15 protein-coding genes are annotated in these 16,321 nt (G+C 62.1%); 11 read left to right on the forward strand and 4 right to left on the reverse strand.

Features of this window, described 5'->3' with window-relative positions; translation table 11 throughout:
* Nucleotides 1-9: 9 nt before the first annotated feature.
* From NU688_RS28685 to NU688_RS28715, 7 genes are all read left to right on the forward strand, one after another.
* Nucleotides 10-3,525 (forward strand): T6SS effector BTH_I2691 family protein, encoded by a 3,516-nt coding sequence (locus NU688_RS28685; RefSeq protein ID WP_257864227.1) that lies wholly within the window; start codon nucleotides 10-12, stop codon nucleotides 3,523-3,525.
* Nucleotides 3,525-4,481 (forward strand): DUF6708 domain-containing protein, encoded by a 957-nt coding sequence (locus NU688_RS28690; protein ID WP_257864228.1) that lies wholly within the window; start codon nucleotides 3,525-3,527, stop codon nucleotides 4,479-4,481. Before NU688_RS28685 ends, NU688_RS28690 begins: the two co-directional genes overlap by 1 nt.
* 97 nt (nucleotides 4,482-4,578) lie before the next feature.
* Nucleotides 4,579-7,443 (forward strand): type VI secretion system Vgr family protein, encoded by a 2,865-nt coding sequence (locus NU688_RS28695; RefSeq protein ID WP_257864229.1) that lies wholly within the window; start codon nucleotides 4,579-4,581, stop codon nucleotides 7,441-7,443.
* A gap of 5 nt (nucleotides 7,444-7,448) precedes the next feature.
* Nucleotides 7,449-8,879: a DUF2515 family protein gene (locus tag NU688_RS28700; RefSeq protein WP_257864230.1), complete on the forward strand. Its 1,431-nt coding sequence runs from the start codon at nucleotides 7,449-7,451 to the stop codon at nucleotides 8,877-8,879.
* Nucleotides 8,880-8,958: 79 nt separating this feature from the next.
* Nucleotides 8,959-9,729, forward strand: coding sequence for a hypothetical protein (locus tag NU688_RS28705; protein ID WP_257864231.1), 771 nt, complete (start codon nucleotides 8,959-8,961; stop codon nucleotides 9,727-9,729).
* 122 nt (nucleotides 9,730-9,851) lie between these two features.
* A complete protein-coding gene (locus tag NU688_RS28710) occupies nucleotides 9,852-10,052 on the forward strand; it encodes a hypothetical protein (RefSeq protein ID WP_257864232.1) in 201 nt (66 codons plus the stop codon).
* A 151-nt stretch (nucleotides 10,053-10,203) separates the two neighbouring features.
* Complete coding sequence (locus NU688_RS28715; protein WP_257864233.1) at nucleotides 10,204-10,953, forward strand: hypothetical protein; 750 nt, start codon at nucleotides 10,204-10,206, stop codon at nucleotides 10,951-10,953.
* A 53-nt stretch (nucleotides 10,954-11,006) separates the two neighbouring features.
* Here NU688_RS28715 and lipA read toward each other — a convergent pair whose 3' ends face one another.
* From lipA to NU688_RS28735, 4 genes are read right to left on the reverse strand one after another with little or no spacing between them, the layout of a single operon-like run.
* Complete coding sequence (lipA, locus tag NU688_RS28720) at nucleotides 11,007-11,990, reverse strand: lipoyl synthase (RefSeq protein ID WP_257864234.1); 984 nt, start codon at nucleotides 11,988-11,990, stop codon at nucleotides 11,007-11,009.
* A 7-nt stretch (nucleotides 11,991-11,997) separates the two neighbouring features.
* On the reverse strand, nucleotides 11,998-12,702 hold the full coding sequence (lipB, locus tag NU688_RS28725; RefSeq protein WP_257864235.1) for a lipoyl(octanoyl) transferase LipB: 705 nt from the start codon (nucleotides 12,700-12,702) through the stop codon (nucleotides 11,998-12,000).
* Nucleotides 12,703-12,714: 12 nt separating this feature from the next.
* A complete protein-coding gene (locus NU688_RS28730; RefSeq protein ID WP_093443436.1) occupies nucleotides 12,715-13,026 on the reverse strand; it encodes a YbeD family protein in 312 nt (103 codons plus the stop codon).
* Complete coding sequence (locus NU688_RS28735; protein WP_257864236.1) at nucleotides 13,023-13,916, reverse strand: D-amino acid aminotransferase; 894 nt, start codon at nucleotides 13,914-13,916, stop codon at nucleotides 13,023-13,025. The genes NU688_RS28730 and NU688_RS28735 overlap by 4 nt, the downstream gene beginning before the upstream one ends.
* 157 nt (nucleotides 13,917-14,073) lie before the next feature.
* Between NU688_RS28735 and NU688_RS28740 the strand changes: the two genes are divergently transcribed.
* The 4 genes from NU688_RS28740 (at nucleotide 14,074) to NU688_RS28755 (ending at nucleotide 16,314) form a co-directional block, all read left to right on the forward strand.
* Nucleotides 14,074-14,559: an ATP synthase subunit I gene (locus NU688_RS28740; protein WP_198788343.1), complete on the forward strand. Its 486-nt coding sequence runs from the start codon at nucleotides 14,074-14,076 to the stop codon at nucleotides 14,557-14,559.
* 4 nt (nucleotides 14,560-14,563) lie between these two features.
* Entirely contained in the window at nucleotides 14,564-15,433 is an 870-nt protein-coding gene (gene atpB, locus NU688_RS28745) for a F0F1 ATP synthase subunit A (RefSeq protein WP_257864237.1), read from the forward strand.
* A gap of 69 nt (nucleotides 15,434-15,502) precedes the next feature.
* A complete protein-coding gene (gene atpE, locus NU688_RS28750; protein WP_093443444.1) occupies nucleotides 15,503-15,766 on the forward strand; it encodes a F0F1 ATP synthase subunit C in 264 nt (87 codons plus the stop codon).
* A 77-nt stretch (nucleotides 15,767-15,843) separates the two neighbouring features.
* Complete coding sequence (locus NU688_RS28755; RefSeq protein WP_007830193.1) at nucleotides 15,844-16,314, forward strand: F0F1 ATP synthase subunit B; 471 nt, start codon at nucleotides 15,844-15,846, stop codon at nucleotides 16,312-16,314.
* Nucleotides 16,315-16,321 lie beyond the last annotated feature (7 nt).

Genomic DNA, 16,321 nt, shown 5'->3' on the forward strand with positions numbered 1-16,321 from the left:
TGCAAGCTCATGGGAACCGAAACCACCAAGACGAGAGCGGCAACAACAGGCGCGGCGACGATTCGTGCCAACGGCCAGGCCGCCCAGGCATGTGCGCTTGGCGCCGATGGAAAGTGCGCCTTTTGCGGTCGAGTTGGCTTGTCGGTCTTGCCGCTGCGCTATGCAGTCACACCGTCTTTCCTGCCCGGCAGAGTGACCGATCCGACAACGTGGTCCAAGCTCGGAGTGGGCTTGAAGGGCAAGCCGCCCGAGGGGCTCAAAGGCCATCACTATGTCTTACGCACGCTGCGCAAGGGCTTCGTCATGGTCTATTTCGGGTCCGGTCTTTGGCATACATATGCCGTGACCGCGAGCGGGATGCTTCGCAAGATGGCGGACCCCGACGATCCTGACTTCAAGACCGATCGCGAACTGACGCCCGCCTGCCGCCGCGAAGGCCACAACGTCCCGGCGAGCTTCATTACGATTCCGCTGGTTCCGCTCGGTGCAACACGGGCATTGCCCACCAAGTTCTGGATCGCCTTCAGCGAGGTGCCGTGGACGCGCCGTGTGCGCCAGAAGTACGAAGGTGCTGGTGCGGCAGGCACGCGGACCCAGCGCATGCAGGAGTTCAGTACGGACCCGCTTGGCAAACAAGCCGATACCCTGGCCGATGCGTTCCAATTCCATCCCGACGAGGTCAGCACGACGCAGCGTCTGAACAGGCTCGTCCTGGAGTACGCAGAAGACGATGCCGAGGCACGTTCACGCACCCAGTACGACGCCAGCGACCCCTTCAACCCAAAGAAGCCCAACCATCTGGATTGGGTAAGCGCGCACGGCGTGAGCATGCGCACCGGCGGAGCTCCGGCAGTGGCTAAATTCACCGTCAAGCCGAGCGACTTCAATGGCCAGAAATTCATGGCCAGCGCGATTGTGCTCAACGATCCCCTGGGCATGGTGCAAGAACTGAACGCGACGCGACTGCAGGCCATGGACTCTCGTCAGCGCTACCTGAGCGACGTTCGTGTTGTCAGGCCGATGTTGATTTCTCAATCGATTCTGGGTCTGAAACAAGTGATCGGCGACCAAGTCGCCGCGAGCGTGCAGCAGGAGGAAACCAGCAAAGGCCTGCCCGATGTGCAGACCGAGACGCACACCTACTCGGACGGTCTGGCGTATTCCGAAACGACCAGCGTGACCACCACGCGCAAGGAGCGTGTCAACGACAAGGTGACGAGCCTGTGGTCTTCGTTGCAAGAGCACTATCGCGAAACCGAGCGCGCCGCTTTCGATACCAGGCTGAACGCCACGCTCAAGCTCTTTCAGGACTGGATCGTGCGCGGCGATGCAGACTATGCATACTGGCTCGCGCAGTCCGAATGGGTGCGGCGTCGCCACGACTTCGACAATGAATCGCCTGCGCAGCAAGATGTGCTGATCGAGGCTTTCGCCGCCGCGCTCAGCGGCGGTCCCAGCGCCAGTCCGTCCCAGGTCCAGGGCCAGCCGTCACCGCAGGACACCCGTGTCTACGAAGTCTGGAAAGACTTCATCGCGAAGAAGCCCACCGACGAGACCAACCCGATCTACGTTGCGATCTTTGGCGACCAGGAAGAACTGCTCGAGTACCTTCTGCCCGAAGGGCCGAACCCGATGGAGGACAGTCTGCACAAGGGCAGCAAGCTGTTCAAGGCGGTGAAGAACATCATCGGCACCAAGGAGTTGACCAGCAATACGCTGCAGAACTTCCGCAACGAACCCTTCAGCCTCACGCGCGAAGCGGCAGACAAAGTCCCCAATCCCGTTCGCGCCGCCGGCGCTGCTGCGATGGACAGAATTCGCGGCGGCTGGATTCCCAAGGCCACCGGCGCCGTGGCGAACAGTCTGTATACCGTTGGCAGCGTGCTCTCGCGCTTGGCGGCCAATGGCGCCTCCGAAATCGCGAAGGCAACTGTGCTGCGCGCGATCCAGGGGGCGGTGCTTCTATACGAGCGGCGCGAAATCTTCATCATCACCACGCGTATCAAGATGCGTGAGTACCTCGCGTACCTTAACGACCTGGCCTTTCGCAGTTCCGATGCGGCCATCGACGCTGCGGCCAAGGGCATGCGCCGTATGGCCCAAGCCGGCAAGAACACCGTGCGCTCGATGGCCATTGCCGGCGTGCTGCACATCAGCGACAAGAAGGTGGGCGACGCCTTCGTCGATGTCGTGACCTGGGCCTACGACAAACTGGAGGACGTCACGAAAGAAATCGACGCGTTACCCTCCGCGCAAGACGCGGCCCGCTCGGCACACCAGACTGCTCAAGCTGCCACCGCGGCCGAAAGCGCCGCCATGGCAACGGCCATGCGAGTACACCCGTTGACCATCAGTCCCGGCGCTCAGAAGTTTGTGGATGCAGTATTGCAGCGCGCGGGCGCCGCGAACGCCCGCACGGCCAGTCTGCTGAAGATCCTGACGCGCGGCAGCCTGAGAACGGCCGGCACCGGTTCGGGCATCCTGGCCGCGGCCTCGGCGGTGATCCAGGGGTGGTCGTTCTGGGACAACCTCAAGAAGGCGGATAAGAAATTCCTGGGCAACAACGAGGCACGCATTCTGGTGGTGGCGGCCGGAACCGCCGCCATCGGGGCGGTGATGGAACTCGTTGGCGTGGGCGTAAAGCTGATGAGCGAAAAAACGTGGGGAACGGCGATTGGGCGCATTGGAGGGGCACTCGGCGCTGCGGCTTCGATCGTGGAAGGGGTGCAAGCCGGGATGGCCTCCATCAGGACGGCTCGCCGCGGCGACAGGGACGCCAGCGTGCTCTACGCGCTTTCAGGTGTCGCGATGGTCGCCGGCGGTGCCGTCGGGATCTATGGTGCGCTCACCGGTGCGGCCCTTCTCGGTCCGATCGGATGGGCGCTGATCTTGATCGCGGCCGGTGTGCTTCTGTTGTACTTTGCGATGAAAGCCGAGGACAGCCAGGCCGCCATCTGGCTCGACCGTTGCTACTGGGGCAAGGGGGCGCGCTATGCGAACGCGAAGAACTCGGCTGACCGCCCCTGGACGGACGCGGAAATCGACGACGAACTGAGCCAGCTCAACGCCATCATCCTTGGTCTTGCTGGCGAAACGGGCTTCAACGACGACGGCTGGGGCTTTACCGATTTTGTATGGGACACGGTCAAGGCCAAGATCACGTTTCCAAACTATGACGCAGCAGACTCCGCCTTCGAGTGGCGCCTGTGCGCGGTCAAGGGTAGCAAGGCCAAGAGCGTGACGCTCGCAAGCGGCAAGCACAATACGTTGCCGGTCGAACCGAACGCAGGCATCCTTGCCGGTCGTGCCACGCCCGTCCAGAGCGACGGTACAAAGTATTTTCGCAACCTCGTAGGGCCGACCTACAAGCTCGAGGGCAAGAACAAGGACGTTCTGGTCGCCGAGGTCAGCGTAGAGGTGGCGGTGAAGTACTTTGGGGACGTCGAATTGACAGCGGACTACGTGCCGGACTTGTCCGATCCGCATGGCCGGGCGAGCCTGGAACTCAACAAGAGTGACTGGTAATGACTACCGAGACAGGGGTGTCTCACGCGCCCCGCATCACACCCGCCCATCCTCAATGGGCGCAGGATCTGGCATTGCGGGATGCGCCGCCCTCGGGCAAGGCGGATGGCTGGGATGAGCTGAATCATCTGGACGAGGTATATCTGGAGTTCTCGATGGCCTCGAATATTCCCAGGGGGCTCATCCTTTGGGGCGGCCTTGCCTGCGTGGCTGCAGGACTGGGCCTCAGCTACCTCATGCTCAGCATGGCGATATGGGATGGCATGGAGCCCTGGATCGTGGGTGTGGCGATCGTGATGTGGCTTGTCGCCTTCAGCCACGGCATCTTTTTCCTGCGCCTCGACTTGCGCCTGCCCAAGGACCGGCCTGTTCGCTTCAATCGCCGCCAAGGCAAGGTCTACGCCAACAGCTACACCTGGAACCACAACCCTTTTGGCCGGTGGGGCGGCGGCGTGAAAGTCTTCGACTGGTCCACGCTCCAGGCCGAGATCACCAAGCAGATCGGCGCCAGCGGCGAAGTGGTGACGCAACGCTACGCGCTCGAGCTTGTGGCTTGCAAGCCGGGTTCGTTCGAAGAAGTGGACCGGTTCCGGCTGCAGCATGGCGCCCAGACGACCCGGCAGTACGAAGAGCAGTGGGAATTGCTGCGCCGGTACATGAACGACGGGCCTGAGGGGCTGCCCCCACAGAACCTGCGCAATCAGACGCCGGGCTTCATCGATTGCCTGCTGTTCGCCATGCCCTGGTTCGCCCCCACGGAGATGGGACGGCGCGCACGTGAGCGGATGAGCGGCTTTTTCGGCACCTTGATGATGGTGCTGATGTCGCTGGTGTTCCCGCTGTGGCTGCTGTTCGGCTTGGGAAACTTCGTTGTGATGCGCCTCGCCCCGGAAGCGAGATGGCCTGCCGGTGTGGACGAAGAGTCGAAGCTGCGAAGCGGCAGATCTGCTTCTTGAAATCGATCTTTGAAGCGACAGACAGAAAGATCATGTACGGCAAGAAATCGAACGAAGACCGGACGTGCCGGCAGTGACACCACGAGAGAGCCCATCCATGCCAGACACTTCAAATATCTCCATGCCGACCTATGGCGCCACGCCATGGACGTCCGAAGGCCTCAACGTCGCGCGCCTCTCCGAGCAAGCGCGCCTCATCAAGCTGCAGTTGCCTGAAGCGGCGCCGCAGAACGCCGTCGTCGTCGAGCGCTTCACCGCCACCGAAGGCATCAACGAACTCTTTGCCTTCACCATCGACACCCTCGCCACGTCGAGCGAGTTCGATCCCTTCGCGCTGATCGGCGAGGAGCTGAGCCTGCGCCTCCTGCTCGCCAACGGCAACTTCCGCACCTGGCACGGCTACCTCACGGCCGTCGACGCGCTGGGCGGCGACGGCGGCCTCGCGCGCTATCGGCTGCACCTGCAGCCTTGGCTTGCCGCACTCGGCCTTCGCCGCGACAGCTTCGTGTACGCCGCCAAGAGCGTGCAGGACATCGTGAGCGAAGTGTTCGCCGACCACACCACCGCCAGCTTCACCTTCGAAGTCACGCAAGAGCTGCCCGTGCGGCCGACCTGCGTGCAGTACCGCGAATCGGACCTCGCCTTCGTGATGCGCCTGCTCACGGAGGAAGGCTTGAGCTTTCGCTTCGAGCACGAGCAGACGAAAGATGGCGAGAGCGGCGGTGCCAACAACAGCAACAACACGACGCCCTCGCACCACCGCCTGGTGATCTTCGATCGCGAGGCAAAAACGCCCGATTGCGCGCTGCCAGAGATCCGCTTCCACCGCGTCGACGCCACCGAGCAGCAGGACGCCATCACCGCATGGAGCAGCAAGCGCCAGCTCGTCAGCAACGCCGTCACGGTGAACGCGTGGGATGCCAGCGTGCTGCAGGCGCCCACCGGCTCGACGCAGAGCGCGCTGGCGATGGGCGAGGTGCCCGTGCTGGAGCACTACGACGGCGCGGGCTCGCAGCGCTACGCCAACAACGCCGCCGCCGCGCGGCGTGCCGAGAACCAGCTGGTGGCGTTCGAGTCGCGCATCAAGCGCTACAACGCCGGCGGCAGCGTGCGGCAGCTGGGCGCCGGCGAGCGCTTCACGCTCACGCAGCACGACCGCTACGAAGGCCAGAAATTCGTCACGCTGCGCGTGCGCCACGAAGCCGCCAACAACCTCGGCGCGCAGGCTGCGCAGGTGCTCGAAGCCGGCGAGTTCGAGAAGGGCAGCTACCGCAACAGCTTCGAGGCGCAACCGGCCGAAGCGCAGATCGCACCGATCTGGCGACCCAAGCCCACGGCGCCCGAGGCGATGGTCGCGCTCGTGGTCGGTGCCGATGACGACGAGGCGCCGACGGCCGTTCACACGCAACGCGATCACCGTGTGCAGGTGCGTTTTCACTGGCAGGCGCAGCGCGCGACACAACAGCAGTCGGGGCAGAGCGGGCAGGGCAGCCTGGTTGCTGCCGGGCGGCATGCGAGCAACCGCCAGTCGGTGTGGCTGCGCGTGGCCGCGCCGGTGGCCGGGCCGAACTGGGGCGCGCACCATCTGCCGCGCGTGGGCTCGGAGGTGCTGGTGTCGTTCATCGAAGGCGACATCGACCGGCCGGTGGTGAGCCAGCAGCTCTACAACGGGCAGGATCTGCCGCCGTGGTCGGCGGGCACCGATTCGTCGGCCAATCACGCGGGTGTGCTCTCGGGCTGGCACAGCCGTGCGCTCGACGGCAGCGGCTACAACCAATGGATCGCGGACGACGCGCCTGGCCAGGTGCGCACGCGGCTCGCCAGTTCGCACGCGGCGAGCCAGCTGAACCTTGGGCATCTCAATGCGCAGTCGCCCGACGAGAGCAATCGCGGTGCGTGGCGCGGCAGCGGTGCCGAGCTGCGCTCCGACGCGTGGGTCGTCACGCGTGCGGGCGAGGGGCTGTTGATCTCGACGCTGGCACAGGAGCGGGCCGCAGGCAGCGTGCAGGACACCGCGAGCGTGCGCGGCCAGCTCGCCGGCGCGCTGCGTGAGGCGCAGAAGCTGTCGGACGCGGCCGGTGGTGCGAAGGCGCTGGCACTGAATGCGACGGCGCTGCTGCAGCCGCTCATCGACGACATCGATCCGCAGAAGAACGGGCACTACCCCGGCAGCGTCAACGGTCAGGACGCGAAGGAGCCCAAGGGCGGCGAGGGCGCGGACTCACGTCAAGGCCAGGACCCGGTGCCGGCCTTCGCTCGGCCGCTCATGGTGCTGGACGCGAACATGAGTCTGAACATGGCCACGCCTGCGAGCGCGACGGTGTTCGCGGGCGAGGCGATCCATTGGACTGCGCAGGAGCAGGCGCACATGGCTGCGGGCAAGACGGTGAGTTTTGCGGCGGGCAAGTCGGTGGGGCTCTACAGCCACGAAGGCGGCATCCAGGTCATCGCGCAGGAGGGGCCGGTGAGCGTGCAGGCGCATACCGACGAACTCGAATGGCTGGCGAAGGAAGGCTTCACGGTCACCAGCAGCAACGACGAGATTCACGTGCTGGCCAAGCAGAAGATCACGCTCAAGGGTGGGCAGACGAGCATCGAGCTGGATGGGGCGAACATCACGTTGAAGATGCCGGGGTTGCTGGACGTGAAGGGCGCGACGAAGAGTTTTGTCGGACCTCGCGGCGTGCCCACGGAACTCGATGCATTGCCCAGGGGCACCATCACGTTGCCTCCAGCCGAGCAGTCGCTGGGCGTCAAGTACGACGAGCAGGTGGTCTTCAAGGACTCGCTGCAATCGGCCATCGAAGGGCGCCTGCGGTTCAAGGTAACGAACAAGGCCGAAGAAGACCAGGTGCTCAAGGGCAACTCGCCCGAGAAAGGGGAAACCTCGAGGCTCGATACGCCCGAGGCCCAGCCGCTGGAGCAAGCGCTGCGGTATGCGCGTTTCAAATTCGACATCTGAGAACCATGGCAAACAAAGAAATCGACGCGCAAGGCTACGAGCTCGAAGTCCTGGGGCAGTGCAAGACCAACACGCGCCCGAGCTCCCAGTTCACGCAGCAGGTGGAGGCCAGACACCTGTGGTCGTATGCGCAGGAGGAGGCGCTCGTCGCGGTCAGTGAGCAGGGCAATGGCAAGTGCTGGCACCTGATCACCGATCCGGAGCGCAGGGCCAAGCGGATTGCGGCGCGGTATGCGGATCTTTACTTTGCGAGTGGTGAGAAATCGCAAGGCAAACTGCAGCTGTACTGGCCTGCATTGGCTGCCTTCGTGGTGAAAGATATCGTCGAGGCTTATCGCTACGCGCGCGAAGATGTACTCAATGGCGGTTGGGGCAATCTCGCGCGGACATCACAAGCATCCCAACTGGGTTCCGAGCTTGTCACGAGTGGGTCGCCCTATGAATATTCGTTGCGCGTCTATGCGGCATTGGCCAAGGGCAATCTGTGGCTCTTCATGGACATCTATCCATGGCTTTGGTACGTGCTCGAATACGGACTCAACAAAGACGGTAGCCTGAACGCGGATCGGCTCACCAGTCACGTGTCGCAACGCAACGCAGACGATTTTCAGGATCAATCAAAAAATGCGGTGAAAGAGCTGCCATTCGGCGCCAACTGGCTCGGCCGAGTGAAGGGGTGGATGGCTGGTGACCCGGTGTATGCCAAAGCCAAAAGCTATTTCGATGCAACGCCGGTGGTACTGGGAGGCGGCACGGACTATGGCTATGGCCAGCATGTGGCCAACGCCTACCAAGCGAATAACTATGTGAGGCGGCAAGTGAAAACGTACGACGGTGGCTATCGCATGCCACCGTCGCAGTACTGGCCGAAGTTCGATGAGGCGTTCTATGTCATGGACGAAGAGCGCAGGGAACTCAAGCGCATCGCCGACGATGGTGCAGCTACAGCGCGGCTGCAAAAGGTGGCGCAGTTCAAGGTAACAGAAGAGATGCAGACCACGTATCGGACCTTGATCGCAGAGTACCGAGCCAAGCCCGAGGGAAGGTTCACGTTCAAGAAGGCTGAACTGAACACCATCGCAACGCAGGAGCAGATCAATATTCTGCAACCCCTGATTTACGACGACCCCATGCTGATCAAGACCATGAATCTCAATCAATCCATCAGTCGACTATTTTTTGGATGGCTTTCTCCAACCTATACGCTGTACTTCAGCGCTGCACCGAAGAACAGAGACTCCAACTTGCAGATTACCTTCGATGCGCCAGCGACACCGTGGGACTATGTGACCGGACGCAAGGGTAGCTTGCCCAACCCGAAGGATCGGATGGACTACGTGGCGAAGATCGCAAAGAAATTTAATGAACTGATGGCAAATCGGAAAAATTACATGGAAGGCGAGTTGCAGAAGATCAGGAGTTGGATCGATGCTTGATCGACGGACTCTATTGGCGGCGACGGCCGCCGGTTTGATAGGCGGGCTCGCGGGCTGTAGCAAGGAACGAGAACAAAAGATGGCAGAAATCAAATTCGACCTGGGCAAGAACATCCTGGAGACCGGTCGCGCTTCAGGTGTGCCGCAATTCGAGACGGACAACATCAATGGTTACATCAGCTATAGCGTCGCGCCTGTTCCGGAAACTGTTCCCGCGCGCTACACCCGGCCCGGATACGAGGTCGCATGGCAGCCGATTTTTGCCTTCACCATGTACGCGGATGAAGGCCGTTTCCCGGATCGACGTGTTCAGTCGGTCGACCTCCAACTCAGCAGCAAAGTCAACCAGACTCACGAGGAAGCCCAAGCCTTCGTGGAGCAGACCATCGCGCAATTTCAGCGCGGCAAATGGCAGCGGTACTACAACCCGATGTGGGACACGTTGTTGACGGGGCGCTCCAGCTTGTTGAATGAGAAAGGAGAGATCGAGAGTGCACCGATGACCATCGATCCCGCGTACAAGATTCCCGCGGCGGATTGGCCCGCGTTGGTCAAAAATGTTCCTACGTGGCGCTGGGTGGGTGATGGTGTCTTGGCGAGTTTGGAGATAAGTGAACTCGGCAACGCTACGCGGGGACTTGACTATCGAATGAGCCTGGAATTCGTTCTGCTGGACGTCAAACTCAAGCGCGATGCAGAGAACGAAGCACGCGATCTCAAGGAGGGCGATGCCAAGGGATGGAACAGCACCGCCAAGCTGGAAGAAGCCAAGAAAGCCAGTGCCGAGTTGAACAAGCGGTTGGAAGCTAATGCCATCAAGCGAGGCGATTCAGTGATCAGGAAACCCTGAAATTTCAGCGAATGATTCGCGAGTACTGTGCGCCGGCGCCGTAAATTTCTGCTGAGCCTTGTGGGCGTGTCGATCGCCGCATTGGCGCTGGGCATGTGGGCGTGCAGTGAGGCGGGTACCGCATGAGCCTTGAGTTCGACCTACTGGACATCAAACTCAAAGTCGATGCAGAGAATGAAGCGCGTGAACTCAAGCAGGGCGATGCCAAGGGCTGGAACAGCACTGCGAAGCTCGAGGCGAGTAAGAAAGAGCGCGCTGCACTGAACAAACTCCTCGAGGCCAACGCCGTCAAGCGGGGTGATTCAGTGGTCAAGAAGCCTTGAAAACCCGAGCGAAAGATTGAAGCGGCGCATGCCTGGGCGTCGCAAGTTCCTGTTGAGTCTCGTTGAGGGTGCGGCCGGCAGACTGCTACTGAGTGGACTGACGGCGTGCGACCAGGCGGGAGCCCAGAAGGCGCGAGAAATCAAATTCGACTTGGGCAAGAACATCCTGGAGACCGGCCGCGCTTCAGGCGTTCCGCAATTCGAGACGGACAACATCAACGGCTACATCAGCTATAGCGTCGCGCCCGTTCCGGAAACGGTTCCCGCACGTTACACGCGCCCGGGTTACGAGGTCGTTTGGCAGCCCATCTTTGCTTTCACCATGAACGCGGACGAAGGCCGGTTTCCGGATCGACGTGTTCAGTCTGTCGATCTCCAGCTCAGCAGCAAGATCAACCGAACGCATGAAGAGGCCCAAGCCTTCGTCGAGCAGACCATCGTGCAATTTCAGAAGGGCAGGTGGCAGCGGTATTTCAATCCGGTGTGGGACACGCTGTTGACGGGGCGCTCCAGCCTGCTGAACGAGAAGGGCGAAATCGCATCGGACCAATACAACATCGATCCCGCGTACAAGATCCCTCCGGAAGACTGGCCCATCGTGGTCAGCAAAGGTCCCTTGTGGCGCTGGGTCGGCGATGGCGTGTTGGCCAGCTTGAAGGTCAACGACTACGGAAATTCCGATCGCGGGGTCGACTACCGAATGAATCTCGAATTCCATCTGCTGGACGTCAAGCTCAAGCGTGATGCGGAGAACGAGGCGCGTGACCTCAGGCAAGGTGATGCCAAGGGCTGGAACATCACCGCCAGGCCCGAACGGGAAAAGAAAGAGCGCGCCGAATTGAACAAGCGCCTCGAGTTCAACGCCATCCAGCGAGGCGATTCGGTAGCTACGCGGCCGTGAGCGACCGCGCGCCTGCGGCTTCGATCACGACGCGTCAAGGTGCCGTGCTTGCCTCACACCCCAGCCGCGTGCGCCTGCTGATCCGCGTGATAACTCGACCGCACCATCGCCCCCACAGCCGCATGGCTGAAGCCCATCTTGTAGGCCTCCTCCTCGAACATCTTGAACGTGTCCGGGTGCACATAGCGCCGCACCGGCAGGTGCGAGCCCGACGGTGACAGGTACTGGCCGATGGTCAGCATGTCGATGTCGTGGGCGCGCATGTCGCGCATCACCTGCAGGATCTCTTCGTCGGTTTCGCCGAGGCCGACCATGATGCCGCTCTTGGTCGGCACCTTCGGGTGCAGCGCCTTGAACTTCTTCAACAGGTTCAGGCTGAACTGGTAGTCGCTGCCGGGGCGCGCTTCCTTGTAGAGGCGCGGCGCGGTCTCCAGGTTGTGGTTCATCACATCCGGCGGCGCGGCCTTCAGGATCTCCAGGGCGCGGTCGTCGCGGCCGCGGAAGTCGGGCACGAGGATCTCGATCTGCGTCATCGGCGAGAGCTCGCGGATGTTCTGGATGCAATCGACGAAATGCTGGCTGCCGCCGTCGCGCAGGTCGTCGCGGTCGACGCTGGTGATCACCACGTACTTCAGGCGCAGCTTGGCGATGGTCTTGGCGAGGTTGAGGGGCTCGTCCTTGTCCAGCGGGTCGGGGCGGCCGTGGCCCACGTCGCAGAACGGACAGCGGCGGGTGCACTTGTCGCCCATGATCATGAAGGTCGCCGTGCCGTTGCCGAAGCACTCGCCGATGTTCGGGCACGAGGCTTCTTCGCAGACGGTGTGCAGGTTGCTCTCACGCAGGATCTGCTTGATTTCGTAGAAGCGCGTGGTGGGGCTGCCGGCCTTCACGCGGATCCATTCGGGCTTCTTGAGCACTTCGCCGGTCTGCACCACCTTGACGGGGATACGAGAGAGCTTGGCCGCGGCCTTCTGCTTGGCCAGGGGGTTGTAGGTTTCGGCGCTCTGGGCGTCGCGGACGACTTCGGTGGTGCTCATTGGATTGCTAAGGTGCCAGGAAGGTGGTGAGCTTCTGGCCCAGCACGCCGGCAGCTTCTTCCCATGTGGTTTGGATGCCGATTGTAGAAAGGTCGACCGTTTGCAGCCCCGCGTAGCCGCAAGGGTTGATGCGCGAGAAGGGTTCGAGGTCCATGTCGACGTTGAGCGCAACGCCGTGATAGGTGGCGTGGCGGCTCACCTTGATGCCGAGCGCGGCGATCTTGCCGAGGCCGCGGAACGGGTCGCTGGCGGGCAGCGGGCCGGTCAAGGCCGCGTGGGAAAACGGGTCGTCGAGCCGTACGTAGATGCCTGGCGCGCCCGGCACGCGGTGGCCGGTCACGCCGAAATGCGCGAGCGTGCGCAGCACCGATTCCTCGATGCGGTAGACGTATTCCTTGACGAAGTAGCCGGCGCGGCGCAGGTCGATCAGCGGATACGCCACCACCTGGCCGGGGCCGTGGAAGGTGACCTGACCGCCGCGGTCGGTCTGCACCACGGGGATGTCGCCGGGGTTCAGGATGTGGTCCTGCTTGCCGGCGATGCCTTGCGTGAACACGGGGGCGTGCTCGCAGATCCACAGCGTGTCTGTCGTCTCGGCCGAGCGCTCCAGCGTGAACTGCTTCATCGCCGCGAAGGTGCCGGCGTAGTCGACGCGGCCCAGCCATTGCGGGGCGATGGCGGTGTTCACCGGGAGGTCTGCGACCGTCGTCATCCAGCGCTCAGTTCAAAGAACGACCTTGACCGACGGATGCCCCGAGAGCGCGCGATAGAGATCGTCGAGCTGCTCGCGGCTGGTGGCGGTGACGGTGATCGTCACGCCCAGGTAGTTGCCCGCCTTGCTGTCGCGCAGTTCGACCGTGGTGGCGTCGAAGGTCGGATCGAACTGTTCGGCGATCTGCGTGATCGCGTGCACCAGGCCATCGGTCTTGGCGCCCATGACCTTGATCGGGAACTGCGAGGGGTACTCGATCAGCGACTCCTTGCGCGGATCGGGAATGGGTGCGGTGACTGCGTCGTCGGTGGTGTTCTCGGTCATGCAGTGGCTCCTTGCTTCTCAGCGTTGCGTTGCTTGGCCTGTTGGTAGGCGGCATACAAGCTCTTGTAGATGGGGCCGGGATGGCCGTTGCCAATGGTCTTGCCATCGAGGGTGACGACGGGCAGCACTTCCTTGCTGGCCGAGGACAGGATCAGTTCGTCGGCGCCGAACACTTCATCGCGCGACACGCGGCGCAGCGTAAAGGGAATGCCGCCTTCCTGGCACAGGCGCTCGAGGAGGCCATAGCGGATGCCGGTGAGCACGAGGTTGTCCTTGGGCGGGCCGATGAGCACACCGTCCTTCACGATCCACACGTTGCTCGACGAAGCCTCGCTGAGCCAGTCGCCGCGGAACATGACGGTCTCGGCCGCGCCGGCCTCGACGCTGATCTGTCGGGAGAGCACGGCGCCCAGGAGGCTGGTGCTCTTGATGTGGGCTTTCTGCCAGCGGAAGTCGTCTGCGGTGACGCAGGCCACACCCTTGGCGCGCACCGCGTCGGAGACGGGCGGCAGCGGGTTCACCATCACGAAGACGGTGGGCGTGAGGCCCTTGACCATCGCGTGGTCGCGCGGCGCAACGCCGCGGGTGACCTGGAAGTAGACGGCTTGCGGTGCGTTGCCGCCCGGGGCGATCAGCCGCATCAGGATTTCGCGCCATTGCGCGAGTGAGAGCGGGTTGACAATCTGCAGCTCGGCAAGCGATCGATCGAGCCGTGCCATGTGCTCCTCGAAGCAGAAGGGCTGGCCGTGGTACGCGGGAACGAATTCGTAGATGCCGTCGCCGAAAATGAAGCCGCGATCCAGAACGCTGACCTTCGCGTCGCGAAGGGCGGTGTACTCGCCGTCGAGGTAGCAGAGCGTGGTGGGCAGAGCGTCGGTGATAGGGTGCATGAAGGAATTATGGTTGTGCGCGCCGAGTCGGGTTCACGTCAGGTCTTGTGGCCATCGATTCGCAATCGTGACGCGGATGTGGCGGGAGTGGCTGGGTTTTTACTTATAATCAATGGCTTTGTAGAAATTCTGGGTCGTCATCCGGGCTTCATTCGAAATGAAAACAATCGCCCGACAGGACTCGGAGGTCGCTGAAGACCTCGATGCAGAATTCAAGCCGTTGACCGCCGATGAGGCGCGTGAACTGCGAGCAAAGAACCCTTCGGTCTCCCCTTGGCGGGTGGTCGCGGGTCAGTTGGTTGTCGGTCTGGTGGTGGCTTTGGCCATCTGGGGACTGACGGGGAGGCAAAATCTGGGTTGGTCCGCCGCTTACGGCGCGATCGCGGTGGTCATTCCAGCGGCGGTGTTCGCACGTGGATTGACCGGCAGGTTCTCTTCCCTGAATCCGGGCACTGCGGTGTTTGGGTTCTTCCTCTGGGAAATGGTCAAGATGGCCTTGTCCGTGGCGATGCTGATCGCCGCGCCAAGGCTGATAACGGCGCTGAGCTGGCCCGCAATGCTGGTCGGCTTGGTGGTGACAATGAAGGCGGCCTGGTTGGCGGTGATGTTCTCGCCCCGGCGCCGGCAACAACGAGACGAGTAACGGAATGGCTGCTGAAAACGCTGCGGAACATGGTCAGACCGCTGGTGAATACATCGTTCACCACTTGACGCATCTGCAAAGCTCCAAGCCTGCAGGTGTGGCCGATCTTTCGGTCTTCAACTTCGATTCGCTGTTTTTCTCCATCGCTCTGGGCATCCTGGGTTGCTGGTTGCTCTGGCTGGCTGCACGCAAGGCCACTTCGGGTGTTCCGGGTCGCTTCCAGGCTGCCGTCGAGCTGCTGGTTGAAATGGTCGACCAGCAAGCCAAGGGCATCGTTCACAACGCCACGAGCCGCAAGTTCGTCGCTCCGTTGGCTTTGACCATCTTCGTCTGGATCTTTCTGCTGAACGCAATGGACCTGTTCCCGGTCGATTTGTTTCCGGCGATCTGGGCCCAGATCTTCCACATCGCCGGCGAAGACCCGCACCATGCCTACCTGCGTGTCGTGCCCACGGCCGACCTCTCGGTGACGATGGGCATGTCGGTGGCGGTGCTGCTGATCTGCATCTACTACAACATCAAGATCAAGGGCGCCGGCGGCTGGATCCACGAGCTGTTCACTGCACCCTTCGGCAACCACTGGGCGCTATACCCGTTCAATTTCGCGATGCAGATGATCGAGTTCGTCGCCAAGACGGTCTCGCACGGTATGCGGCTGTTCGGCAACATGTATGCCGGCGAACTGATCTTCCTGCTGATCGCCCTGATGGGTGGTGCCTTCACGCTGTCGGCCACCGGCATCTTCCTGGCCCTGGGCCATGTCATCGCGGGCACCGCCTGGGCCATCTTCCACATCCTGATCATCACGCTGCAGGCCTTCGTGTTCATGATGCTGACGCTGGTCTACATCGGCCAGGCCCACGAGCACCACTGATCGCACTGATCATCCCGTTTCGTTTTTGTTTTTCGTTTTCTCTTCAACCAAAGTCCTCTAGGAGTCATCATGGAAGTTATTAGCTTTGTTGCACTGGCCGCCGGCCTGATCATCGGTCTGGGCGCTGTGGGCGCATGTATCGGCATCGGCATCATGGGCAGCAAGTACCTCGAGTCGGCCGCACGTCAGCCCGAGCTCATGGGTGAACTTCAAACCAAGATGTTCCTGCTGGCCGGCCTGATCGACGCTGCTTTCATTATCGGCACCGGTATCGCCCTGTGGTTCGCAACGGCCAACCCGTTCCTGGCCCAGATCGCTCTGCTGCCGAAGTAAGTCTTTCTCCTCGGACCCGTGTCGTCGTTCCCCACTGCGGAATGGCTTCGCATTCAATCCCAAAGAGAGGGTAAAAAGTGAGCATTACCGGTACCCTGATCGTTCAGATGATCGTGTTCCTGATCCTGGTCGGGTTCACGATGAAGTTCGTGTGGCCGCCGATCGCGAAGGCGCTGGACGACCGCGCTGCGAAGATCGCCGAAGGCCTCGCTGCCGCCGACAAGGCCAAGTCCGAGCTGTCCGCCGCCAACAAGCGCGTGGAAGCCGAGCTGGGTCAGGCACGCAACGAGTCCGCACAACGTCTTGCCGACGCCGAACGTCGCGCCCAGGCCATCGTTGAAGAGGCCAAGGCCCGTGCGACCGAAGAAGGCAACAAGATCGTTGCAGCTGCCCGCGTCGAAGCCGACCAGCAGGCACTGAAGGCCCGTGAAGCCCTGCGCGAGCAGGTTGCCGCACTGGCCGTCAAGGGCGCAGAGCAGATTCTGCGCAAGGAAGTGAATGCGGGCGTTCACGCCGATTTGCTCGCCCGTCTGCAGACCGAACTCTGATAGAAGC

Source organism: Variovorax sp. ZS18.2.2 (assembly GCF_024701975.1).
Lineage (GTDB): Bacteria > Pseudomonadota > Gammaproteobacteria > Burkholderiales > Burkholderiaceae_C > Variovorax.

What these genes read in the sequence shown, in the direction of transcription:
- lipA (WP_257864234.1), bottom strand. Translation starts at nt 11,990, where the DNA reads ATGAGCACCACCGAAGTCGTCCGCGACGCCCAGAGCGCCGAAACCTAC.
- NU688_RS28730 (WP_093443436.1), bottom strand. Translation starts at nt 13,026, where the DNA reads ATGACCGAGAACACCACCGACGACGCAGTCACCGCACCCATTCCCGAT.
- NU688_RS28740 (WP_198788343.1), top strand. Translation starts at nt 14,074, where the DNA reads ATGAAAACAATCGCCCGACAGGACTCGGAGGTCGCTGAAGACCTCGAT.
- NU688_RS28690 (WP_257864228.1), top strand. Translation starts at nt 3,525, where the DNA reads ATGACTACCGAGACAGGGGTGTCTCACGCGCCCCGCATCACACCCGCC.
- lipB (WP_257864235.1), bottom strand. Translation starts at nt 12,702, where the DNA reads ATGACGACGGTCGCAGACCTCCCGGTGAACACCGCCATCGCCCCGCAA.
- atpB (WP_257864237.1), top strand. Translation starts at nt 14,564, where the DNA reads ATGGCTGCTGAAAACGCTGCGGAACATGGTCAGACCGCTGGTGAATAC.
- NU688_RS28705 (WP_257864231.1), top strand. Translation starts at nt 8,959, where the DNA reads ATGGCAGAAATCAAATTCGACCTGGGCAAGAACATCCTGGAGACCGGT.
- atpE (WP_093443444.1), top strand. Translation starts at nt 15,503, where the DNA reads ATGGAAGTTATTAGCTTTGTTGCACTGGCCGCCGGCCTGATCATCGGT.
- NU688_RS28700 (WP_257864230.1), top strand. Translation starts at nt 7,449, where the DNA reads ATGGCAAACAAAGAAATCGACGCGCAAGGCTACGAGCTCGAAGTCCTG.
- NU688_RS28685 (WP_257864227.1), top strand. Translation starts at nt 10, where the DNA reads ATGGGAACCGAAACCACCAAGACGAGAGCGGCAACAACAGGCGCGGCG.
- NU688_RS28695 (WP_257864229.1), top strand. Translation starts at nt 4,579, where the DNA reads ATGCCAGACACTTCAAATATCTCCATGCCGACCTATGGCGCCACGCCA.
- NU688_RS28735 (WP_257864236.1), bottom strand. Translation starts at nt 13,916, where the DNA reads ATGCACCCTATCACCGACGCTCTGCCCACCACGCTCTGCTACCTCGAC.
- NU688_RS28710 (WP_257864232.1), top strand. Translation starts at nt 9,852, where the DNA reads ATGAGCCTTGAGTTCGACCTACTGGACATCAAACTCAAAGTCGATGCA.